This window comes from Alcaligenes sp. SORT26, assembly GCF_017377875.1.
In the GTDB taxonomy this organism is placed as follows: domain Bacteria; phylum Pseudomonadota; class Gammaproteobacteria; order Burkholderiales; family Burkholderiaceae_B; genus Alcaligenes; species Alcaligenes parafaecalis.
Map to the genome: position 1 here is coordinate 2351881 of NZ_CP070975.1, position 20380 is coordinate 2372260.

23 protein-coding genes are annotated in these 20380 nt (G+C 57.0%); 6 read left to right on the top strand and 17 right to left on the bottom strand.

The window, feature by feature from the left end; all coding sequences use genetic code 11:
- Window positions 1–19: 19 nt before the first annotated feature.
- From JYG33_RS10825 to JYG33_RS10875, 11 genes are all read right to left on the bottom strand, one after another.
- Complete coding sequence (locus tag JYG33_RS10825; protein ID WP_207872269.1) at window positions 20–997, bottom strand: FecR domain-containing protein; 978 nt, start codon at window positions 995–997, stop codon at window positions 20–22.
- A gap of 5 nt (window positions 998–1002) precedes the next feature.
- Window positions 1003–1488 carry a sigma-70 family RNA polymerase sigma factor gene (locus JYG33_RS10830; protein WP_243430150.1) on the bottom strand — a complete coding sequence of 162 codons (486 nt, stop codon included), beginning with the start codon at window positions 1486–1488 and terminating at the stop codon, window positions 1003–1005.
- Window positions 1489–1744: 256 nt separating this feature from the next.
- The gene (locus tag JYG33_RS10835; RefSeq protein ID WP_207872270.1) at window positions 1745–2062 is read right to left on the bottom strand and encodes a hypothetical protein; all 318 of its coding nucleotides are present in this window, start codon (window positions 2060–2062) and stop codon (window positions 1745–1747) included.
- Between the two features lie 389 nt (window positions 2063–2451).
- Complete coding sequence (locus JYG33_RS10840) at window positions 2452–4167, bottom strand: porin (protein ID WP_207872271.1); 1716 nt, start codon at window positions 4165–4167, stop codon at window positions 2452–2454.
- 249 nt (window positions 4168–4416) lie between these two features.
- The gene (locus JYG33_RS10845) at window positions 4417–5319 is read right to left on the bottom strand and encodes a CorA family divalent cation transporter (protein ID WP_207872272.1); all 903 of its coding nucleotides are present in this window, start codon (window positions 5317–5319) and stop codon (window positions 4417–4419) included.
- Window positions 5316–6269: a CorA family divalent cation transporter gene (locus tag JYG33_RS10850; protein ID WP_207872273.1), complete on the bottom strand. Its 954-nt coding sequence runs from the start codon at window positions 6267–6269 to the stop codon at window positions 5316–5318. The genes JYG33_RS10845 and JYG33_RS10850 overlap by 4 nt, the downstream gene beginning before the upstream one ends.
- A 3-nt stretch (window positions 6270–6272) precedes the next feature.
- Window positions 6273–6572 carry a hypothetical protein gene (locus JYG33_RS10855; protein WP_207872274.1) on the bottom strand — a complete coding sequence of 100 codons (300 nt, stop codon included), beginning with the start codon at window positions 6570–6572 and terminating at the stop codon, window positions 6273–6275.
- Window positions 6573–6636: 64 nt separating this feature from the next.
- The gene (locus tag JYG33_RS10860; protein ID WP_207872275.1) at window positions 6637–7575 is read right to left on the bottom strand and encodes a CorA family divalent cation transporter; all 939 of its coding nucleotides are present in this window, start codon (window positions 7573–7575) and stop codon (window positions 6637–6639) included.
- Window positions 7572–7910, bottom strand: a complete 339-nt coding sequence (locus JYG33_RS10865) for a hypothetical protein (RefSeq protein WP_207872276.1) — start codon at window positions 7908–7910, stop codon at window positions 7572–7574. Before JYG33_RS10865 ends, JYG33_RS10860 begins: the two co-directional genes overlap by 4 nt.
- Before the next feature lie 107 nt (window positions 7911–8017).
- Window positions 8018–8365, bottom strand: a complete 348-nt coding sequence (locus JYG33_RS10870; protein WP_207872277.1) for a hypothetical protein — start codon at window positions 8363–8365, stop codon at window positions 8018–8020.
- A gap of 90 nt (window positions 8366–8455) precedes the next feature.
- Window positions 8456–8665 carry a hypothetical protein gene (locus JYG33_RS10875; RefSeq protein ID WP_207872278.1) on the bottom strand — a complete coding sequence of 70 codons (210 nt, stop codon included), beginning with the start codon at window positions 8663–8665 and terminating at the stop codon, window positions 8456–8458.
- Between the two features lie 381 nt (window positions 8666–9046).
- Between JYG33_RS10875 and JYG33_RS10880 the strand changes: the two genes are divergently transcribed.
- The 5 genes from JYG33_RS10880 to JYG33_RS10900 all read left to right on the top strand — a co-directional run bounded on the left by JYG33_RS10880 (window position 9047) and on the right by JYG33_RS10900 (window position 13507).
- On the top strand, window positions 9047–9853 hold the full coding sequence (locus tag JYG33_RS10880; protein WP_207872279.1) for a thiazole synthase: 807 nt from the start codon (window positions 9047–9049) through the stop codon (window positions 9851–9853).
- A gap of 7 nt (window positions 9854–9860) precedes the next feature.
- Window positions 9861–10679 carry a bifunctional hydroxymethylpyrimidine kinase/phosphomethylpyrimidine kinase gene (gene thiD, locus JYG33_RS10885; protein WP_207872280.1) on the top strand — a complete coding sequence of 273 codons (819 nt, stop codon included), beginning with the start codon at window positions 9861–9863 and terminating at the stop codon, window positions 10677–10679.
- Window positions 10680–10718: 39 nt separating this feature from the next.
- Window positions 10719–11414 carry a 5'-methylthioadenosine/adenosylhomocysteine nucleosidase gene (locus tag JYG33_RS10890; RefSeq protein ID WP_207872281.1) on the top strand — a complete coding sequence of 232 codons (696 nt, stop codon included), beginning with the start codon at window positions 10719–10721 and terminating at the stop codon, window positions 11412–11414.
- A 74-nt stretch (window positions 11415–11488) separates the two neighbouring features.
- Window positions 11489–12169: a protein-L-isoaspartate O-methyltransferase gene (locus tag JYG33_RS10895; RefSeq protein WP_207872282.1), complete on the top strand. Its 681-nt coding sequence runs from the start codon at window positions 11489–11491 to the stop codon at window positions 12167–12169.
- A 15-nt stretch (window positions 12170–12184) separates the two neighbouring features.
- Window positions 12185–13507, top strand: coding sequence for a TolC family outer membrane protein (locus JYG33_RS10900; RefSeq protein WP_243430151.1), 1323 nt, complete (start codon window positions 12185–12187; stop codon window positions 13505–13507).
- A gap of 61 nt (window positions 13508–13568) precedes the next feature.
- Here the strand turns inward: JYG33_RS10900 and rfaE2 are convergent, their stop codons facing one another.
- The 6 genes from rfaE2 to ubiE form a co-directional block, all read right to left on the bottom strand.
- Window positions 13569–14051, bottom strand: coding sequence for a D-glycero-beta-D-manno-heptose 1-phosphate adenylyltransferase (gene rfaE2, locus JYG33_RS10905; protein ID WP_207872284.1), 483 nt, complete (start codon window positions 14049–14051; stop codon window positions 13569–13571).
- A gap of 1 nt (window position 14052) precedes the next feature.
- Window positions 14053–14922 carry a ferritin-like domain-containing protein gene (locus JYG33_RS10910; RefSeq protein ID WP_207872285.1) on the bottom strand — a complete coding sequence of 290 codons (870 nt, stop codon included), beginning with the start codon at window positions 14920–14922 and terminating at the stop codon, window positions 14053–14055.
- Between the two features lie 174 nt (window positions 14923–15096).
- On the bottom strand, window positions 15097–16653 hold the full coding sequence (gene ubiB / locus JYG33_RS10915; protein WP_207872286.1) for a ubiquinone biosynthesis regulatory protein kinase UbiB: 1557 nt from the start codon (window positions 16651–16653) through the stop codon (window positions 15097–15099).
- 2 nt (window positions 16654–16655) lie between these two features.
- Window positions 16656–17285, bottom strand: coding sequence for an SCP2 sterol-binding domain-containing protein (locus JYG33_RS10920; protein WP_207872287.1), 630 nt, complete (start codon window positions 17283–17285; stop codon window positions 16656–16658).
- Window positions 17286–17465: 180 nt separating this feature from the next.
- Window positions 17466–18434, bottom strand: coding sequence for a Tim44-like domain-containing protein (locus JYG33_RS10925; protein WP_207872288.1), 969 nt, complete (start codon window positions 18432–18434; stop codon window positions 17466–17468).
- Window positions 18435–18647: 213 nt separating this feature from the next.
- Window positions 18648–19418 carry a bifunctional demethylmenaquinone methyltransferase/2-methoxy-6-polyprenyl-1,4-benzoquinol methylase UbiE gene (gene ubiE / locus JYG33_RS10930; RefSeq protein WP_207875819.1) on the bottom strand — a complete coding sequence of 257 codons (771 nt, stop codon included), beginning with the start codon at window positions 19416–19418 and terminating at the stop codon, window positions 18648–18650.
- A 248-nt stretch (window positions 19419–19666) separates the two neighbouring features.
- On the opposite strand from ubiE, the gene phoB reads away from it, so the two are divergent.
- The gene (gene phoB / locus JYG33_RS10935; protein ID WP_042486659.1) at window positions 19667–20377 is read left to right on the top strand and encodes a phosphate regulon transcriptional regulator PhoB; all 711 of its coding nucleotides are present in this window, start codon (window positions 19667–19669) and stop codon (window positions 20375–20377) included.
- Window positions 20378–20380: the final 3 nt, after the last annotated feature.

Sequence of the window (20380 nt, forward strand, 5' to 3'; positions counted from 1 at the left end):
GAACCCAAAAAAGCGGCAATCAAGGCCTGAAAGTAATCGTCAATATTTCGTCCGGCGTGTTCTGCACCTGCAAGCCGGGATACAGATCCTTCAGCAAGGCCAGGGCCGACAAAGGCTGATCAGCAGGCAAGACGGCACTGACCGTCAAACCTGTCATCCCTTGTGGATTGACCTGTGTTTTGCCGGGGTATTGGCGGGTGATCTGCTCCAAAGCCTGTGTCAGCGGCATATGCTCCAGCACCAGTTGTCGCTGATCCCAATTACGCTTGCTACGCTCTACATCGGTCTGGCGATTCGCACCCAAACCTTGCGCATCAATCTGCACCTGATCCCCTGGCCCCAGCTCGCGTGCAGCTTGTGGGCCTTGGGCTCGTGGATAGGCCAGAACCCGAGAGGACAAGACGGTCAGCAAGGTGCCTTGCGGCTGCTCTTGCACAATGAACTCAGTGCCCAGAGCCTGCGAGACAGCCTGACTGCTTAATACCCGCAAGGGTCGATCCGGCTGTTTGGCGACCACCACACGAACCTGCCCTTCCAGCAGCTCAATATCCCGGTACTGTTTGCTGTACAGAATTTTTACCCGCGATGCACCCGCCAATTCCAGGCGAGAGCCATCTTCCAGCACCACGCTGCGCCATTGCCCAGCAGCGGTGTGCAAGGACTGATTCGACCAAGGAAACAGAAAGGCCAGGATTGGCAAGATAATCGCCAGCGCCCAGAGCGAGAGCATCATGCCCTGACGCCAATCGCGTAGCAGCTTGCGCCGTGCCGACAAGCCTGCATCCAGAGCACTACGTCCCGGAGCGTTATTTGCTTGTACGGCCAGTTTTTTCACCGTACCCAATACGGTTTCCATCCCGGCGGCCGCCGCTTCGTGACGAGGATCCTGGGCACGCCAGGCTCTGAACTCGGCCTGGGCCTGCTCGGTGAATTGTTCGGGGTCAGACAGAAGCACTACCCATTGGGCCGCCTGTCGTTCAATTTCCGTACTGGACATGAAACTCAAGCAGGAATCAAGGTCTGGATATGGAGCAAGGCCTGCACCAGATCATTGCGCACGGTGCGTTCGCTGACGCCCAGGCGCTGAGCCACCACTGACTGGGTTTCCCCATCCAGATAGCAGCTTAAAAATGCCATGCGCGTCCGTTCAGGTAGCTCGTCCAGGGCTTGGGCCAACAAGGCCAGGGCTTCCAGGGTTTGAGCACACTGCTCTGCCGAGGGCGCTTGAGCCCCTTCGGCCAGCGTGGCCGCCAAGGCATCCAGATAGGCCTGCTCTACCGCCAGACGTCGGCTGCGATCAATCAGAAGCCGTCTGGCCGTGGTGGCCAGAAACGCACGGGGGTGACGTAAATGATGAACAGCGGACGGTGCCAGAAGCAGACGAACAAACGTGTCCTGAACCAGATCTTCCGCTGTAAAGCTGCAATGCAGGCGCGCACGCAACCACCGCAGCAACCAGCTACGGTGATCTTGATAGAAATCTCCCATTCCTATGGGCGCTGCCGGATAGTCCATATCCCCTACACGCACTAATCAATAATCATTCTCATTCCAAAATTATGACATGAAAAAGTGAGGATGCCGCGCGCATGCACGGCAAGCGTCGTCTTGCCACGACAGATGGCAACAGAAAACGCCTTTTAGCCCCGGGGAGGCAGACAGAAAACCGAAAGTGGGGACAGATTCAGACCTGAATCAAGACAGAACAGGCACCACCCAAAGGGCGGTGCCTGCAAGCTGAGCCTTACATCATGAAAGAAGGCAAAGTCAGCACAGCATGGGTGGGTGGACGACGGAAGCCTTCTGCATCGTTCAGACGGGCTTGAGCACGACGGGACAGATGTTTGAGGACTTGGCTACGCTCCACCGTAGGCAGCGTGGACAGTGCGTTTTCAATGGTGCGACCGGACAGGTCGTTGAGGGCGTAAGCAAACTCTCGAGCACCGTGAGTTTGCAGCAGCTCCAGCAGATAGCCTTGGCGCTGGCGGGATGCAGCCAAGCGCAGAGCGTCTTGCAGAGCATTGTTGTGTGGAGCGGAACGGAACAGGTTGAGGCGGAACATAGCATTCTCCTTCGGACACAGGGGCCCAGAAAGAGTGCTCACCTCATCAGAGGGGCCCGCTTTGTGGTCCAGCGTCCAATTGACTGGTCATTGAGGAGGCTTGTCCTTTACAGGAACAAAGCCATAAAGAAGGATCAGGGTCCATTTACTTTTAAACGTGAGTAGTTAAAAAAGAAGGTGCAACGGTTTTTGCACCAACGATATTTTCGCATCTGGGTATGGGCTTGTCTGCCAGGCATTGGCACACCTTTCATCGCCCTATAGCCATCAAATTTATACTTAGGGATAGGTGGGTAAGCCGCGTATCCCCAAGTATCTGCTCCCTTGCAGATCTCCTGCCCTTGAGCCTGATCCATGAACAGCCCAAGCGCAGGAAAGCAGCACGCTACTTAGAAGTGGTGCGTCAGACCAAAGGCCACACGGCTGCTACGCGGTTCGCTGGCGTTGGCAGCGGTTTCCATATCAAAGCGACGTCCTTGAGCCGCAAAGGCATAGACACTGGTGCGGGGCGACAAAGCATGCACATAGCCCACAGACATCACCTGAATGCGACGTGCGCGCTCGTCGGTATCCTCCCAGGTCCAGTTCGGACGGCCCAACGACCACTGCAACTGAAACTCGCCCTTGCCCACTGGAATCGCCGTGCCGACATACCAGGTATCCAGACGGCCACCGTTAATGAATTCTGCCGGGCCCAAACCTCCCAGCCCTTTGTCTTCCAGATGGGCCGGGCCATCATCACCATTCAGACCCACAAAACCATTGCTCTGACGGCTCCAGCCAGCAGCAAGGCGGGCCACCTCAAAGTCATAGCTGGCCCCTAATTGCCAGGCCGTAGGACGATTGGATTCAACACGGCTCAGGCTTTCATAGCTGGCGCCCAGCAACCAAGGGCCATCCTCGTAACGCAGGGCCACGCTATAGAGTTTGGTCCGTGAGCCACCCATACCCTGCTCACCCACATCTGCGCTGTAGCTGGCACCTAACTGCATGCCCGCCCATTCGGGGCTGCGCCAACTGAACTGATTGGAGATCTGATAATTATCGGAAGCGCGCATCAAGGCGCCCATACCAAAGCCTTTCCAGGAACCCACTTCCACCGCAGAAACAAACTCCTGACCAACGGTGTACTGGCGTCCAAAACGCAGCTCCCCCCAGTGCTCACTGCCCAGACCTAGCCAGGCCTGATAGTTGAACAGACGATCTGATTCTTCAGCCCGGCCCGTCGCCAGATCAATGCCACTTTCCAGATTGAAGGTCGCGCGCAGGCCATCGCCCAAATCTTCATGGCCGCGAATCCCCCACAGAGAGTCCGTCTGCCCGCCGCTCAAGACCTCGCGCTGCGAGCCTTCGCCGCTAATGCGTGTCCAGCCCAAACCGGCATCCAAAATGCCATACAGTTGCACCGAAGTTTCAGCATGGCTGTGGCTAGGCAGCAGCAAACCAGCCATACCGGCCAGCGCCACACCCGCTGCCAGCGAGGCGGCTTTACTCAATTGAAAAGGGCTGAATTCCAGCACACGACGCCAGCCAGAAACGGCCGGAGCAGGTTCACGCATCAAAATCCCCAATAAAGTTTTATTCCCCGTTGCCACAACCACTCCCTGTGCCGTGCCTGCTACTACCCGGTCGCCCATGGCGCAGGTATCCGGTGCCGCCTGCAAAATAGCGCGGTTCAAAATCAGGTGATCCTGCTGAATCAGGCGCAGATCGGCGGGCACATAATCCCCTGCCGATAACAGCACCACATCGCCCGTCACCACCATGCGAGCGGGTACACGGGACTGGTGATCGCGCGCCAGATCGTACATGGTCAAATCACGGCGCACCTGACACGTTTGTTTTCTTAAAGTCTGGGCCAACTGGAGCAGATCACCGGGGCTGGAGCGCAGCGCCCGGATTTGATTGGGGCCGTTCTGAATCAGACGGCGCAAGACTTCATCAAAGGCCAGGCCGTGGCGCTGGGTATTCAGGGCTTGCAACACTTGCGGCACGCTGCGGGTGGCGTAGTAGCTCAGCGCACAGTGGGCGCGGCGCACCAGACGCACCGGGCTCTGGTGTACGACGGCGCTGTGATCGGGATGGAAAAACTGGCTTGCATTCATGGGTACCTCTACACATTGGTACAGGGACGGCCACCCCGCTCTGAAAGGCTAAGGATGTGTTTACCGTCGCAGTGGAAAGACAAAAATCGCTGATTGATTCGGGTAGGAATTACCGCCCGCTGGCTTGCATTCAGAACCAGCGGGCACTATCTCGTGGTCATCGGCCATCGACACCTCTGTTTCGTTCAATGAGTTCTTCAACAAACAGCCTGCGTGTCGCACTACCGGGCCAACACACAGCGTTCTCCCTCAACGCAATGCGCCCGATTTTTTGATTGTCCATATCGGCACCGCCGTCAAAGCCAGAACGGTCACCAACTGCACCCACATTGTGCCTTCCCAAGATAACTCGGGCATGACATGAAAGTTCTGACCATACCAGTTAATCAAGGCCGTGCCGGGCACCAGCAAGGCCCACAGCACGGTAAAGACTTTGGTCACGTTCAGATCACTCATGGCCACGGATTCGCCTGCAGCACGCCAATGAAACCGTTGACGCTCAATGGCAAAATGCGCACGGCGCTGCATCCCTTCAATGGCGGCAATCAGCTCGTCCACGCGGCTCAAGGCCATGCTTTGTCCCTGATACACCAAGCGGCGCAAACGCTGTGCGGCCTGCTCCAGATCGTCAATCGAATGCATGACGTAAGACAGCGGCTTGTGCAGGGTGGCCATATGGCTATCCAGATCAATCATGTCCTCGGCACCGCGCGAATAATCCGTGCCTACATTGGATAGAAAGCCGCGCAGGGACAAGGTGGAGACGCTCAAGCCCTGATCAATGCGATCCAGCACTTGAGAGGTCTGGGCCAACAGTTGATACAGCAGCGTCAAGGCCAAGGCATGCGAGCTGGCCAAAGACATTTCCTGCGCACTCAGGCGTTCCAGCGCCTGGCCTGGACGCAGCAGGCGATACCCCGTTTCCACGGTGTACAGCGGCTGTTCATCCTCTCCCAAGCGCCAGACCAGGTCAGAAACCTGTACCTGATCCTCCTGCAGGCGCACACAGCGGATACGGGTACTCATGCCCAGGCTGGCCTGAGTCTGCGGCACCAGATCCACGCGGTACAACTTGCCCAAGTCCTCCAGTGCCTGACGGTCGGGGGCCTGCAAGCGCCGCCAGGAAGCCATATCCTTGAAACGGGCCGTCATCGCATCCACCCTTTGCGTTTCACGTAGGCCAAAGGAGCCAAGGCAAAAATGGCGGTCATGCCCATCACCAGCCACTCGCCGCTGACAATTTCCAGCTCGGGCATATTCGCAAAGTTCTGGCCGTAGAACGCAGCGATCAGCGTGGGCGGCAGGAACACGGCGGTCACCACCGTAAAGACCTTGATCACCTGGTTTTGCTTCAAATCCAATGTGGTCATCAAGGACTGCTGCAGATTGCGGATTTTGTCGTGCTGGAAACGGGCATAGCGGCGCAAGCTTTGAATGTCCGAAAGCAGCATGGACAGGTTCTCTGCACTTTCACCACCGGGGGTACGACGCAGCCAGCGGCCCGCTCGTGCGAGCATCAACTGACCTTCCACGGTTTTAGCGACCAGCTCTTCCGCCTCACCCAAACCGATGGCGGTGCTGGCGATATCTGCTACCCCGGCCTGACGTCCCGAGGTATCAAAGCCGCCACTGGCCGCCGCGACCGTATCGCTGCGCTCGTCCAGACGACCGGCCACGTCAGAAATCGTGGCGCGAGCCTGATCGTTCAAGGCCTGCAAAATCATGAACAGAATCGACGCGGGGCTGGGTGCAGGCTGGCCCGAATCCACCAGGGCATGCAATTGCTGGCTGACCCGCTCCAGCGTATCCACACGTACGTCCTGCTCCACACTGATCAAACGATCTTTACCCAAAGCAAACAACAGACTGGTTTCCCGATACTGCTGTCCTTGGCGTATCACCATTTCCACGGGAATCAGAATAAAGCCTGCCTCTTCGGCGGCGGCACGGCCCCGTTTGATACTCAAATCCAGACCCAGTTTGGCCTGTGCCTCGGCCAATTCCTCGTGACGGCTGGCCGACAGTTGCAGCCATGCTGTTTTTTGCCCGCGCTTGTCGCTCAGGCTGGACACCACGGCACCCACCTGTTTTTTATCAGTCATGGCTTAGTCCTCGCTTTGTACCTGTTCGGCGTCCGGGGAAACCATGTAGTGGCCGTACAAGTGCAGACCGGCAAAACTGCCCAGAATCAGGATGTACAGCACCACCACCGCAATCATGATTTCGCGTTCGATATGCGCGGTGCGCGGGCGGCTGGCACGGGCTCGGTCAATCGCCTGGCGACGCTGCTGGACCGCCGCGTTGGAGTCCGACTGCAGGCTCAAATCTTCATTCCAGACCAGACCACGCAATTTGTCCGAGCCTGCCGTTGCCACCTCGGCGCTGCTTTTCAGTGTGTTCAACATACGAAATTCTTCCCATTCATTTAATTGTCAAAGGCTGCGAGCCCGACGCTCGCCCAGGCGCGCTCTAGCGCAGCCAGCCCCGGTGTTTCACATAGATCAGCGGCAGCATGGAGAACAAGGCGGTGGAAATAATCCCCACCATTTCGGCGTGCTCCCATTGCAGAATCGGCATATAGGCAAAGTTCATGCTGTAGTAGGTGGAGATCAGCATGGCGGGCAGGAATACGGCCGTCACCACCGAGAACACCTTCACAATCTGGTTCTGTTTGACGTTCAACGCCATATTGTTGGTGGTCTGCAAAAGGCGGACACGGTCGTGCACAAAGTTCACCTGCTTTTCCACGGCCTCGATGTCTTCGATCAAGGTGTGGAATACCGGTTTGAGCTTTTCCTGATCGGCGGGTAAACGAGCTAGGGCATGACGGGCCGCCATAGCCAACTGCAACTGACTTTCCAGACAATCGGACAGCAGCTCTTCCACTTCACTCAGGTCCATCTGGGTGGACACCACGTCGCTAACGCCAAAGTCCCGGTCTTTGGTTTCCAGGCTGTTGAGCACGGCATTGGTCTGGGTCAGCACTTTGCCAAGATCATGGCTCAGGGAATCCAGCAACTCGTCAGCCGCGTCGTTAATGGACTGCAAGATGACGGCAAAGCTCTCGAAGGAGTCGTTCTCGCGGCCATCACGCTGCAAGCGTTGCAAGGCCTGGGCCAAGGGTTTGGGACTGGGGTCCGGCTCAATCGACACCAGAACTTGGCTGCTCAGGATGAAGACCACACGGCTGGCTTTCTTCTGGCCCTTTTCCACATTCAGAAAGGTCACGGGCACAAAGCTGAACGCTCCTTCCTGAGTAGGGCTGTTCTGCAAGGTCTGGGGAATCTCCACGCCCAGCTTTTTGCGCAGGCCACTGATCTGCTCGGTGGCGTGGATGCTGATCCGCATCCAGTTATTGGGCTGGCCGTCATTGCCAAAAAGCGGCGGCGTTTTACCTTGGTCCGTCATTGTTGATCTCCATCAGAACGGGTCTCTTGGGAGGTGGACGCATCGGGCGACGGCGTCGAGGTTCCCATGTAAAAACTGGAATGCGAGCCGGAGGTGGAACTGGTCCGGGTTTCCAGGTGCGAGTTGCTGAAAAACAGCCAGCTCACCACCACAATCAAAATGCCCCACGAAGAGAGCAGCATGGAAAAAGACAAACGCTCGTAGCGCGACCAACGCTTGCGGCCCTTGAAGGGAGCGACACTGGGACGACGCGCTGAGCGAGTCCAGACCTGGGCGGCAAGCGAGTTGTCTTGATACGGTTTGCTGCTCAAAGAAGAGGGAATGGTTTGCGGCATAGCACTCTTTTGGCTTGATAAAAACCAAACCAGCCGCCCATGACGATGCGACCCCCGCATGGGCTGGCTAGTTGTGGTGGGTTAACAGAAAAGGCAGCGTCCGGCGCTCAAGAGCGCTGGGGCTGTCGATACTCACGCAACCAGTCCTGCGTGCCGTAGCGGTGCGGGAACAGGGTGAACAAACTGGGTGCGGGGCCGGGGCTCTGGCGACGGCCCAAATGACCAGTACGAATGCCCGTCGTCATGGCCGTCTGGATTTGGTGACGATCAGACTCAGGCAGCATGGCCAGGACATCAGCACGAACGCGCGCCGAGAGATCCGGCAAGGCCTTGGCAAAGGCCAAGGTGCCGTGTGAAGCCAGCAAGTCGCACACGGCGACGGGGCGGTAAGTAGCGACAGCCATGCGCAAAGCGCGTTGCAGGCCATCGTGGGGACGGGAGTAGCGAAACAGCATGAGATTCTCCTGAGGCACGCGGCCACAGAAGCACCTCACACGTCTAGACCGTGAGGAACCTGGAGCCGGTGCTCAATTCGCAGTGGGGTTTCATGCAGGCATGAAACGCTGGGCAGGACGCAGGTGTGCGTCTTTCAGATTCAGGGTCAGGGCCCAAGAACGTGCTCCTCTATCAATCAAAAAAACGGACTGTCTGTACAAAGACCTGGAACGGGCAAAGACATCAGCCATGAACAGGCGCTCTGCTTCGGTCTGAAAGGTCCAGGACCGTAGCCAATCGGACTCAAGCCTCAGGTACATCAGCACCTGAGGCTTGAGTCCGACCGATGAAACAGAAAGAGCGCATGAAATCTACGGATCCCTCAAGAAAAATCCCGTTCTTGAGGAACAACAGAATTTTCGCATCGCAGCCCTGGCAGGGCCAGTCGGCATTGGGGCCTTGTGCATGGCCTTAAACATAATGCGAATATGCCAAGGTATATATTCGCTGCGCCTGCAGCCCAATTCGGCCTGCATCCTCGGCCTTCCCTCTGCCGGATCCAAATCCCCACCGTACACAGACAAGCCGCCATACGGGTTTTCCTGCGAGTACCGGCCAAATGGATTATTCTTGCAGTGTTTGCCCAGCAAAAAACCAATTCTTTATCCGCCCCAGAAGCGGATGTTTTACGTAGCACCACCATGACCCAAACAGTGAACAACGATCCCTTTATCCTGGCCGGCACCAGCTACCAATCCCGGCTATTGGTAGGCACCGGTAAATACAAAGATTTTGACGAAACCCGCCTGGCCATTGAAGCCAGCGGCGCTGAAATTGTGACTGTGGCCATTCGCCGCACCAATATCGGTCAAAACGCCAACGAGCCCAATCTGCTCGATTACCTGCCCCCCTCCAAGTACACGCTGCTGCCCAACACGGCAGGCTGCTACACCGCTGACGACGCGGTGCGCACCTTGCGTCTGGCCCGCGAACTGCTGGACGGCCACAAACTGGTCAAACTGGAAGTGCTGGGCGACGCTGGCAATCTGTTCCCCAATATGCCCGAAACCCTGAAAGCCGCTAAAACTCTGGTGGATGAAGGTTTTGACGTCATGGTGTATTGCGCCGACGATCCCATCCAGGCCCGCATGCTGGAAGACATCGGCTGTGTCGCCATCATGCCTTTGGCCTCCCTGATCGGTTCGGGCATGGGCATCATCAACCCCTGGAACCTGCGCCTGATCATCGATCAGAGCAAGGTGCCTGTGCTGGTGGATGCCGGTGTCGGTACCGCCTCGGATGCGGCGATTGCCATGGAACTGGGCTGTGATGGCGTGCTGATGAACACCGCGATTGCCGGTGCCCGTCAGCCTGTGATGATGGCCAGCGCCATGAATCTGGCTGTGCAAGCCGGTCGCCACGCCTATCTGGCTGGCCGCGTGCCCCGCAAATACTACGATGCCGACCCCAGTTCGCCCACTGAGGGGCTGATTCACTCCCGTACCTGAACGAGACATGATTCCCAACACGCTGACCATTGCCGGAGTTGACCCCTCCGGCGGCGCCGGTATTCTGGCTGATGTCAAAGCCATGAGCGCCCTGGGTGCTTATGCCACCGCTGTCATTGCTGCCTTGACGGCACAAAACACCCAAGGTGTCACCGGCATCAGCCCGGTTCCTGCCGACTTTGTGCGCCAGCAAATTGATACCCTGTTTGCCGATGTGCGCATTGATGGCGTCAAGATCGGCATGTTGGGCCAGGAGGCCGTCACCACCGTGGTGGCCGAACGCATGGCTCACTTCAAGCCCAAGCATCTGGTACTGGACCCGGTGATGATCGCCAAAAGTGGCGACCACCTACTAGAAAAGGCCGCCGTCCATGCCTTGCGCGAGCAACTGGTGCCCCAATGCACCATGATCACGCCCAATCTGCCCGAAGCCGGTGTCCTGCTGGATGCCCGCCCGGTAGAAACCGTCAAGGAAATGCGTCAGGCTGCCGAGCGCCTGCGTCGCCTGATGAATCACAGCGATCAGCGCTGGGTATTCCTGAAAGGCGGCCACCTGCCCGGTTCGGACTGCATAGACTTGCTGCACGATGGCGACAAGATGATTGAAATGCCCGCCAAGCGTATTGATACCGCCAATACCCATGGCACTGGCTGCACCTTGTCGGCTGCACTGGCCGCCCTGCTGCCCCAATACAGCAATGTGCCGGACGCCGCCCTGGCTGCCAAAAAGTACTTGTACGAAGCCATTGCCCGTTCGGGTGAACTGACTGTGGGCAGCGGACACGGTCCGGTGCATCACTTCCATAAACTGTGGCCATCGTCCTGATACGTGCCGTTTGATCGGGCCGCGTAAGGCCCCTGTCTTATGTCTACACTTGGAATTATTGTCGCCATGCGCGAAGAGCTGGAAATTGTGCTGGAGCGCTTGCAAGAGCCCCAGACTATCCAGCGCGCAGGCATGGATTTTCATCGCGGCAGCTATCTGGGCAAACCTGTGGTTGCCGTGGTCTGCGGCGTAGGCAAGGTCAATGCAGCTGCCTGCACCCAGATGCTGATCTCGGAATTTGCCGTAGGCAGCATTATCAATATTGGTATTGCCGGTGCCGTCGAGCCCAGCATTCGCCCGGGCGATATCGTCATTGCCGATACGCTGGTCCAGCACGATGTGGAGCTCAAGGCTCTGGGGCTGGCGCCGGGACAAGTGTTCCGTCTGGATACCTTTGACTTTCCGGCTGACCCCGCCCTGCTGGCGGTTGCCCAAACGGCTGCCCAACAGATCGAAGGCCACCAGGTCCATACGGGCCGAATTGTTACCGGCGACCAATTTATCGCGTGTAACGATAAAATACAGTGGTTAAGCGCCACCTTTAACGCTTTAGCCTGCGAAATGGAAAGTGGCGCCATTGCCCAGGTGTGCTATCTGAATACCGTGCCTTTTGTCTGCATTCGCAGTATTTCAGACAATGCCAACAGCGAAGCGCACATGGATTTTGATACCTTTTTGCCCATCGCCGTCAATAACGCCAGCACCTTGCTCCATGCGATGGTGCCATCCTGCTAAGTCCAACAGCGCATCTTTATCGATGCGCTGGCTTATAATCGGCTCTTTGCCAAGCCTTTAGTTTTCTGGAAGCTATGAACCATATTGCGCTGTCTGAACTCGAACGTGCCCGTTACTACATGGTGGAACAACAGATCCGTCCCTGGAACGTATCCGACGAAAAAGTGCTGCAAGCATTGGTCGAGGTCCAGCGTGAACGCTTTGTTCCCTCGTCTTTGCGCTCGTCGGCCTTTTCGGACACCGAGCTGCCACTGATTATCAATGCCGTGGACACGCACGAGACCATGCTCTCGCCCAAAGTGGAAGCCCGTCTGGCGCAAGAACTGCTCCTGGAAGCCAGCGATGGCGTGCTGGAAATTGGTACTGGTTCCGGTTATCAGGCGGCTTTGCTGGCTCACCTGTCCCAACAAGTCACTTCCATCGAAATTGACAGCAAGCTGGCCGCTTTCGCCCAGGAAAACCTGCAACGCAACAATGTGCGCAACGTCAAAGTTGAAGTGGGCGATGCACACGCAGGCTGGGGCACCACCGAGTACGACGCCATTTTGGTCACCGGCTCCGTGCCTACCATTCCTGATGCCTTGAAGTATCAGCTCTGTATCGGGGGCCGTCTGGTTGTAGTGGTCGGTCAAAACCCGGTCATGACGGCTGTACGTATTACACGCACCAGCGCTGCCAGCTTTGAGACAACGCCCCTGTTCGACACCTGGATCAAGCCATTGCGCGGCACCGCCGTCTCTCAGTTTCGTTTTTAAACATCTATGCGGTTCATGACTTCCTTGCGCCTGGCGCTGCTCTCGCTGCTTGCCTTAAGCAGCACTGCCCAGTCGCAAGATTTGCTGCAGGCCTGGAACCAGGCCTTGGCACATGAACCGCAATTTGGTGCGGCCCAGGCAGTCCATCAGGCAGACCAGGAACAAGTACCCCAAAGCCGGGCGCAGTTGCTGCCGCAAATCAGCGCCATCGGCACTGCCGAACTGCAAGAACGCCGTCAAACCAGCAAGCTGTCCAACCAGCACTCCAGCGACCGAGCCGCCTGGACACTGACGCTGAGCCAACCCGTCTACAACCGCAATGCCTGGGCCCGCTATGAACGCGCTCAGCTATTGGCGCAGGGTGCCGATATTCAGTTAACGCTGGACCGTCAGGATTTGATGCTGCGCGTCAGCCAAAGCTATTTTGATGTGCTGGCGGCGCAAGACACGCTGTCCACCCTGAAAGCGCAGCAGGCTGCTATTGACGAGCAATTGCGCGCCGCCGACCAAACCTTTCAACTGGGCGGCACCACGATTACCGATACCTATGAAGCCAAATCGCGTCTGGACCTGACTCGTGCCAGTGTGCTGCAAGCAGAAAATGCACTGCAAGTCGCCCAGGACAAACTGGCCGCGTTAACGCTGGAACGCTATGAGACCTTGGCTCGCCTGCGTGAACCTTTGCGCTTGCCTGCCCCTCAACCAGCGAACCTGCAAGACTGGCTGGATCAGTCCAGCCAATCCGGCTTGAAAGTGGCGCTGGCTGACATCAAGGCGCGTGCTGCCGAAGAGCAGTTGAAAGGCACTCAAGCCCTGCATGAACCCACCTTGGCTCTGAAAGCCCAGACAGGCAGTGGCAGTGACCAGACTCTGTTTGGCCAGGCTGGCGGTGGCCCTCGCTCCTTGAACAGTGCTTTGGGTCTGGAGCTAAGCATCCCGATTTTCCGGGGCGGTGAAACCAGCTCGCAAGTCCGTGAACAAAGCTCGCGCCTGCAACAGGCCCGCTATGATCACCAGTTCGCCATTCAGCAATCCATCCAGCAAACGCGCCAGTACTTCTCTGGCGTCACCACGGGCCTGGTCCGTGTGCAGGCCCTGGAAGCAGCCACCAAGTCCAGCCAGGACGCTCTGGAGGCCAATAAGCTGGCTTACGAGATCGGGGTGCGTGTGAATATCGACGTACTCAATGCCCAGCAACAGCTTTACGAGGCACAACGCAGCTTGGCTCAGGCCCGTTACGAAGTCCTGATGAACAGCCTGCGCTTGAAAGCCGCCAGCGGCACTTTGAACGAAAACGACCTGCGCGCCGTGAACGATCTGCTTCAACCAGCATCCTGAGCCCCACAAGCAAAAAAAAATCCCGGACCATGCCGGGACTCAAAACTTCAATACTGCTTGTTCAGTCGCGTAGCTTCTTGACCAGCGCCGTTGTAGAACGCTGAAACTCAAAAGGAATGGCGACCGCATCGCCTCCCCAACTACGCACCAAGGCCGTTTCGGGCAAGGCTTCCATATCGTAGTCGCCACCCTTCACGATCAGATCCGGGCGTAGCGCAGCGATCAAGGCTTCGGGCGTATCTTCATCAAACAAGACCACCGCATCCACGCAGGCCAAGGCAGCCAGCAAGGCAGCACGATCCTGCTCCGGATTGATGGGGCGCTCCGGCCCTTTATTAAGGCGACGTACCGAGGCATCGGTATTCACACCGACAATCAGCGAAGCGCCCAATTGAGCGGCTTCATCCAGGTAGCTGACATGCCCACGATGCAAAATATCAAATACACCGTTGGTAAAGACCAGGGGACGCGCCAGGCGTCCCTGTGCCAGTTCCTGCTGTAAAGCCTCAAGATTCAGAACCTTGGCCTCGAACCGTGCGCTCATATCAAGCTTGCACCAAAGGCGAGTCCGAACCCACTTGGCGCGCCAAGTCCTTACGGTAGCGGTTCAATTCCTGCACGGTCTCAAACGAGCTGCCCATCAAGAGCGACATATTGTGCAAGATACGCGAGCTGACCTTGTGCTCCCATTCCTTGTCGAAGCGAATCTGCGTATCCAGCCAGTTTTCCAGCCAACCGGGCGATGGCAGTTTGGACTGCACCGTATCTTCCGGGAACATGGCTTTATTGACGTGCAAGTTGGTGGGGTGCAAAGCCTGGGCGGTGCGATGAGCCGAAGCCATCAGAACACCAATTTTGGAGAAAGCCAGACGGGCTTGCAGACCAAATTCCTGGCCTTTATGCACCAGAGCACGCTTCATGTAGCGCAGGTAAGCACCTGCGTGACGGGCTTCGTCCTGGGCCACGATTTTGTAGATGGACTTGATCACTGGCTCGGTATGCCAGTCTGCCGCACGGCGGTACCAGTGGTTCAGACGCACTTCACCGCAAAAGTGCAGCATCAGCGTTTCCATGGCGGGAGCCGGATCGAAGTCAAAGCGCACTTTGTGCAGCTCTTCTTCGGTAGGCATCAGCTCGGGGCGGAAACGACGCAGGTATTCAATCAAGACCAGCGAGTGCTTTTGCTCTTCAAAGAACCAGACGGACATAAAGGCGCAAAAGTCGCTGTCATCTTTATTGTCACGCAGGAACATTTCGGTAGCAGGCAAAGCAGCCCACTCGGTGATGGCGTTCATTTTGATGGTGTAAGCCTGCTCGTCGCTGAGCTTGGTGCCATCAAAGTCATCCCACGGTATGTCATGCGCGAAATTCCAGCGCACCGCTTCCATGGATTTAAATAAGTCATGGTAAAGCATAACGATTCCTAAAAAGAATCAAGCGGTTCCTTGAGGGCGGCCATTCACCGTCCGGAAGGCGCCGGAAAGCGCCAGCCTAACAAGAAGCTGGCGGACCTGCGTCTATCGTAGAACCTGCAGTTATCAGAAATATGTCAGCCACAAAAAAACTGACGCGTTGCGGGTAGATCACACTTATCGCCCCACCAAAGCCCAGATGGCCACCCCGACCGCAACTGCCAGCACAGCACATAAGGCAGTCAATAATCGGTTGGTCTGCTGCTGCGACTGGCGCAACAGCTTAAGTTCCTGGTTCAACGCCTGCCCTGTCTCTGGCCTATTCAAAGCGGAATACACCAGACGCGGAAGCTGCGGCATGATCTGGGCCCACTGCCCCGCTTCCTGTTTCAAACGCGAATAAAAGCCCGATGGACCAATACGTTGGTACATCCACTTTTCCAGATAAGGTTTGGCGGTATCCCACAGATCCAGTTCCGGATCCAGGTCCCGCCCCATCCCTTCCACATTCAGAAGGGTTTTCTGCAGCAGCACAAGCTGCGGCTGAATTTCCACATTGAACCGGCGCGAGGTCTGGAACAGGCGCAAGAGCACTTGCCCCAGGGAGATCTCGGACAAGGGCCGGTCAAAATACGGTTCACACACCGCGCGTACCGAGCCTTCCAGCTCCTCTTCACGGGTTTCAGGTGGCACCCAGCCGGACTCAATGTGCAATTGAGCCACCCGGCGGTAATCGCGCCGGAAAAAAGCCAGGAAGTTTTGTGCCAGATAGTTTTTATCGAACTCGGACAGCGAACCCACAATGCCAAAGTCCAGGGCAATGTAGCGGCCCAGGGATTCAGGCGCATCCGAGACATAAATATTGCCCGGGTGCATGTCGGCATGGAAAAAACCGTCGGTAAAGACTTGGGTGAAGAAGATTTCTACGCCTTTACGGGCCAGATCCTTCAAGTCCACATTGGCGGCGCGCAAACGGTCAATCTGATTGACCGGAATGCCCTTCATGCGATCCATGGTGAACACGGTCGAGGCGCAGTAGTCCCAATGCACTTCAGGAACAATCAGCAACTGGGTGCGTTCTGCATCTTTGGTGAAGTTGCGGCGCAGTTGGCTGCAATTGGAGGCTTCACGAATCAGGTCCAGCTCGTCGTTCAGATACTTGTCGAACTCGGCGACGACTTCACGCGGTTTAAGACGGCGGGCATCAGGGCCCAGACGTTCCATGAACACAGCCAGAACCCGCATCAGGCGCAGGTCTTTGTGAATGACCTCACGCATGCCGGGACGCAGCACCTTGACGGCGACTTCGCGGCCGTTGTGCAGCTCGGCAAAATGCACCTGGGCAATCGAGGCCGAGGCAATCGGTTCGCGGTCAAACTTCTTGAACAGCTCGTAAGGCGAGGCGCCCAAAGCCTTCAGAATAGTGGCTTCCGCCACGTCTGATGGAAATGGCGGCACACGGTCCTGCAACAAAGCCAGTTGCTCGGCGATATCCAGCGGAATCAAGTCCCGGCGAGTAGAGAGCACCTGACCGAATTTGACGAAAATGGGACCCAGACTTTCCAGGGCCAGACGCAAGCGCACACCGCGCGGCAATTTGGGCTTGCGACCCAGACGCGCAATACGCAGCAGGCGCGATGCCCAGGGATGGCGGATGCTGGATAGAACCAGCTCATCCAGGCGATAACGGAAAACAACCAGCAGGATAGTCAGCAGACGGCATAGAGAAAACATGCTCAGGACTCCCGCCGACGTGCATCAAGGCGGTTCAAACGCCGATCCAGCTCGTCCAGACGTTGAGTCAGGCCAGCCGATTGCTCTCGCAAGCCATCTAGCTCGGGACGAGTCACCAGCAAGGCGGTTTCTTCAGTCAGATATTCGCTGACATTGCCTGTCAGACGCTGACCCAGATCACGCAAGCCCGAAAAAGCCCGGCGCGCACCGCTGAACAGACGCACCGCCATGACATCACCCACGATATTGGCCAGATCATGCTCCGCATCCCAGCGCAGATTCGCCGCCAGATCGGACACCAGATTAGCCAGACCGGCCTCGCCCTGCACATGCATCAGCTGAGCGACACGGCTGAAATCACCGTCTTGCAGGATTTGTGGCAGTTCAGGCAGCTTGTCTTGCGGCAAGGTCAAAGTGACATCGGGCACCACGGCAGGATGGCCCTGCTCCAGCTTCCCTTGAGAACTGATGGTGTAGATCAGTTGCACACGGCCCACGACCAGCGAGACTGTCTTGCCTGCATAGCCGCGCAGACGTTCACGCGCCCAGTCCTCGCGATCAAGCAAGGCATTGAGCAAACGCACGCCCACGGCGCCAGGTTCTAGGAATGAGGGGATACCAAGCATGTCCATGCAAGTCTACTGCCGGGGCAAGTAAACCAGTCCAATTAAAACAGCCAGTTTAACCCGACACAGACACGGCCGGATGCACGGGGCTAGAGGAACACGGGCAAATGGGATCACGGAGAAACGAGAGCGCTCATAACAGAACAGCCGCCTGAGGAACAAGGCGGCTGTTTGTATAGATGACGCTTAAGCGTTGGGGTCAACCGGGATTTGCTGAATGCCAGCCAGCATCCAACCTGCGCTGTCGGCCTTGAACAGATTCCAGACTTCTTCAAAGCGGAAGGCTTCTGCACCCACCTCTTCGCGCAACATACCGGAGTAGCGCACGCTGGCCAGGTGACCATCGGCTACTTTTTCGATGCCCAGCAGTTCAGCATTCAGCAGCACGATCTGGGTGACGTTATCGCCCTGGCGCTGTGCAATCTGAGGGGCCGCTTCTTTCAGCAGATCATCGGTCAAGAAGGTACGCAGTTGTTCCACGTCGCCCTTGTCCCACAGCTTCTGGATTTCCACAAACTGAGTCTTGGCATTGGCCAGGAACGTAGGAGTGTCGAAATCACCGGGAATAAACCAGCTTTCGTCTACAGGTGGTGCGGGAACCGCAGCCGCTGCAGCGGGCATAGGTGCTGGCGCAGCCTGAGGCTGTTGCCATGGGCTAGGTGCTGGATCAGCATTACGCATCATGGACTGACCACCGGCCTGTTGCATGGCGGGGCGAGCAGCCGAACCACGGAAACGACGCACGATGAACAGAACGGCGAAGATCACCAGACCGATCAGCAAGAGGCTGGACATCATTTCCAGGAACGCACCGCCCAGACCCATGCTGGACAGCAAGGCAGCAATACCCAGACCAGCAGCAATACCGGCGATCGGGCCCAGGAAGCGGGACATGCCCGACTTGGCAGCAGTACCAGCGGCGGCCGTACCGGCAGCAGCAGCGCCCGCAGCAGGAGCAGCCGAGCGAGTGGCATTATTTGCTGCAGCAGGCGGTGTCGCTGCCGAGCGGTTGCTCGTGATGTTGGAGGACTGGCGGCCAAAACTGGAACCACCACCCATGCGACGTGCTTCCGCATCATAGGAAACAGTCAGCAAAGCGCCAGTGCTAAAAGCCAATACAGCGGCCATGAAATAACGAGAAAGCCGTCCAGACATAGTCACAAACTCCTAACCAAGATCAGCGTCTAACACACAGGGTTTTGAAGCCCCCGGCCATGCCGTCCCAGTCGATTATTCAAGAAAACTTACGATAAGCTGAACATTAACATGACAACTTCTCATGCACCATGTTTTTTTTACCCTTAATTACAGACGAAAAACGAACGGCACCCAAAGGTGCCGCTGTTTATAGAAAGGGAGCGCCCGACATCAATCCAGGCGAATGCCTTCGTGCAGCGCGGCCACACCGGCTGTCAGATTGAAATACTGCACACGCTCCAGGCCCACTTCGCGCATCATGTCGGCCAGGGTTTCCTGATCGGGGTGCATGCGAATGGATTCAGCCAGGTAGCGGTAGCTTTCCTCGTCCTTGGCCACAAACTTGCCAATACGGGGCAGGATATTGAAGGAATACCAGTCATACGGGGCCTGCAAAGGCTTGGCCACGCGGGAAAACTCCAGCACCAGCAATTTGCCGCCTGGACGCAACACCCGCTTCATTTCAGCCAGCGCGCGGTCCTTGTGCGTCATATTGCGCAAACCAAAGGCCACCGATACACGGTCAAAATAGCCATCGGGGAAAGGCAGGTGCTCGGCATCACAGACCGCCACCGGCGTGATGATGCCCTTGTCTTGCAGACGATCACGGCCCACGCGCAGCATGGAGCTATTGATATCGGTATGCCAGACTTCGCCATCCGCACCCGCCTGACGCGCAAAGGTTTTGGTCAAATCACCCGTTCCCGCTGCAATATCCAGCACTTTCATGCCAGGACGCACGGCCGCTCGGCCAATGGTGAAGGCTTTCCAGATACGGTGCAGGCCGCCCGACATCAGATCATTCATGATGTCGTAGTTGTTAGCTACCGAATGAAAAACCTGGGCAACTTTGCCCGCTTTTTCGCTTTCGGCCACGGTTTGAAAGCCGAAGTGCGTGTCGGCGTTCTGAGCGGAGGGGTGTTGAGGACGCTGTTTTTCCATAGTGGCATAATCGTAACGCAGATTTCCCGGTACAGAAACGAAAATCCAGCCCACTGACAGCCACCGTTTCATGCACGTTCACAAACCTGAAACATTAACGCCATATGATGGCGCTATTACGTGCAGTCAGGGATTCAAGCGCCCCCCGTATTTCCCTTGAGCCGCCTTACGGGCCAAGTACTCAAGCACAATACAGACAGCCTGCCTGACCCTCTTTTATTTTTTATCGGACCAGTCTGAAGCTAACAATGAGTACAAGCATATTAGTCGTGGAAGATGAGCCTGCGATCCAGGAGCTGATCTCTGTCAACCTGTCTTTTGCAGGCCATAAAGTGCTACGCGCCTTCGATGCCGAGCAAGCCCAGATCCTCATCCGCGCCGAGCTGCCTGATTTGATTCTGGTGGACTGGATGCTGCCGGGCTCCTCGGGCATCAATCTGGCCCGCAAACTGCGCTCGGACGAACGTACCCGTCATATCCCGGTCATCATGCTGACCGCCAAAGGCTCGGAGCAGGACAAGGTCGATGGTCTGGAAGCCGGTGCGGACGATTACATCACCAAACCCTTCTCGCCCAAAGAGCTGATTGCCCGCATCAAGGCCGTGCTGCGCCGCCGCGCACCTCAGTTGACGGACGATGTCATCTCCATTGGCAATCTGCAACTGGATCCCAGCACACATCGCTTGTCCAGCCAGGGCATGGCGCTGACTATCGGGCCTACCGAATTTCGTTTGCTGCATTTTTTCATGACCCATACCGAGCGCGTATTCACCCGCTCCCAGTTGCTGGACCAGGTCTGGGGCGACCACGTATTTGTGGAAGAACGCACGGTAGACGTCCATATCCGCCGCTTGCGCAAGGCGCTGGAGCCTAGTGGACACGATAAACATATTGAAACGATCCGTGGCTCAGGCTATCGTTTTGCCCTTTCCCCACTGGAAAAGGCTCCAAGCGCCTGATCC

Excerpts from the sequence above, each read along its gene's own strand:
- JYG33_RS10830 (WP_243430150.1), bottom strand. The coding sequence starts at position 1,488 with ATGGGAGATTTCTATCAAGATCACCGTAGCTGGTTGCTGCGGTGGTTG.
- JYG33_RS10890 (WP_207872281.1), top strand. The coding sequence starts at position 10,719 with ATGTCTACACTTGGAATTATTGTCGCCATGCGCGAAGAGCTGGAAATT.
- JYG33_RS10860 (WP_207872275.1), bottom strand. The coding sequence starts at position 7,575 with ATGACGGACCAAGGTAAAACGCCGCCGCTTTTTGGCAATGACGGCCAG.
- JYG33_RS10825 (WP_207872269.1), bottom strand. The coding sequence starts at position 997 with ATGTCCAGTACGGAAATTGAACGACAGGCGGCCCAATGGGTAGTGCTT.
- JYG33_RS10840 (WP_207872271.1), bottom strand. The coding sequence starts at position 4,167 with ATGAATGCAAGCCAGTTTTTCCATCCCGATCACAGCGCCGTCGTACAC.
- JYG33_RS10870 (WP_207872277.1), bottom strand. The coding sequence starts at position 8,365 with ATGCTGTTTCGCTACTCCCGTCCCCACGATGGCCTGCAACGCGCTTTG.
- JYG33_RS10920 (WP_207872287.1), bottom strand. The coding sequence starts at position 17,285 with ATGGACATGCTTGGTATCCCCTCATTCCTAGAACCTGGCGCCGTGGGC.
- rfaE2 (WP_207872284.1), bottom strand. The coding sequence starts at position 14,051 with ATGAGCGCACGGTTCGAGGCCAAGGTTCTGAATCTTGAGGCTTTACAG.
- ubiB (WP_207872286.1), bottom strand. The coding sequence starts at position 16,653 with ATGTTTTCTCTATGCCGTCTGCTGACTATCCTGCTGGTTGTTTTCCGT.
- JYG33_RS10895 (WP_207872282.1), top strand. The coding sequence starts at position 11,489 with ATGAACCATATTGCGCTGTCTGAACTCGAACGTGCCCGTTACTACATG.
- JYG33_RS10875 (WP_207872278.1), bottom strand. The coding sequence starts at position 8,665 with ATGTACCTGAGGCTTGAGTCCGATTGGCTACGGTCCTGGACCTTTCAG.
- JYG33_RS10900 (WP_243430151.1), top strand. The coding sequence starts at position 12,185 with ATGACTTCCTTGCGCCTGGCGCTGCTCTCGCTGCTTGCCTTAAGCAGC.
- JYG33_RS10835 (WP_207872270.1), bottom strand. The coding sequence starts at position 2,062 with ATGTTCCGCCTCAACCTGTTCCGTTCCGCTCCACACAACAATGCTCTG.
- JYG33_RS10925 (WP_207872288.1), bottom strand. The coding sequence starts at position 18,434 with ATGTCTGGACGGCTTTCTCGTTATTTCATGGCCGCTGTATTGGCTTTT.
- JYG33_RS10855 (WP_207872274.1), bottom strand. The coding sequence starts at position 6,572 with ATGTTGAACACACTGAAAAGCAGCGCCGAGGTGGCAACGGCAGGCTCG.
- ubiE (WP_207875819.1), bottom strand. The coding sequence starts at position 19,418 with ATGGAAAAACAGCGTCCTCAACACCCCTCCGCTCAGAACGCCGACACG.
- JYG33_RS10845 (WP_207872272.1), bottom strand. The coding sequence starts at position 5,319 with ATGACGGCCCGTTTCAAGGATATGGCTTCCTGGCGGCGCTTGCAGGCC.
- JYG33_RS10865 (WP_207872276.1), bottom strand. The coding sequence starts at position 7,910 with ATGCCGCAAACCATTCCCTCTTCTTTGAGCAGCAAACCGTATCAAGAC.
- phoB (WP_042486659.1), top strand. The coding sequence starts at position 19,667 with ATGAGTACAAGCATATTAGTCGTGGAAGATGAGCCTGCGATCCAGGAG.
- thiD (WP_207872280.1), top strand. The coding sequence starts at position 9,861 with ATGATTCCCAACACGCTGACCATTGCCGGAGTTGACCCCTCCGGCGGC.
- JYG33_RS10850 (WP_207872273.1), bottom strand. The coding sequence starts at position 6,269 with ATGACTGATAAAAAACAGGTGGGTGCCGTGGTGTCCAGCCTGAGCGAC.
- JYG33_RS10910 (WP_207872285.1), bottom strand. The coding sequence starts at position 14,922 with ATGCTTTACCATGACTTATTTAAATCCATGGAAGCGGTGCGCTGGAAT.
- JYG33_RS10880 (WP_207872279.1), top strand. The coding sequence starts at position 9,047 with ATGACCCAAACAGTGAACAACGATCCCTTTATCCTGGCCGGCACCAGC.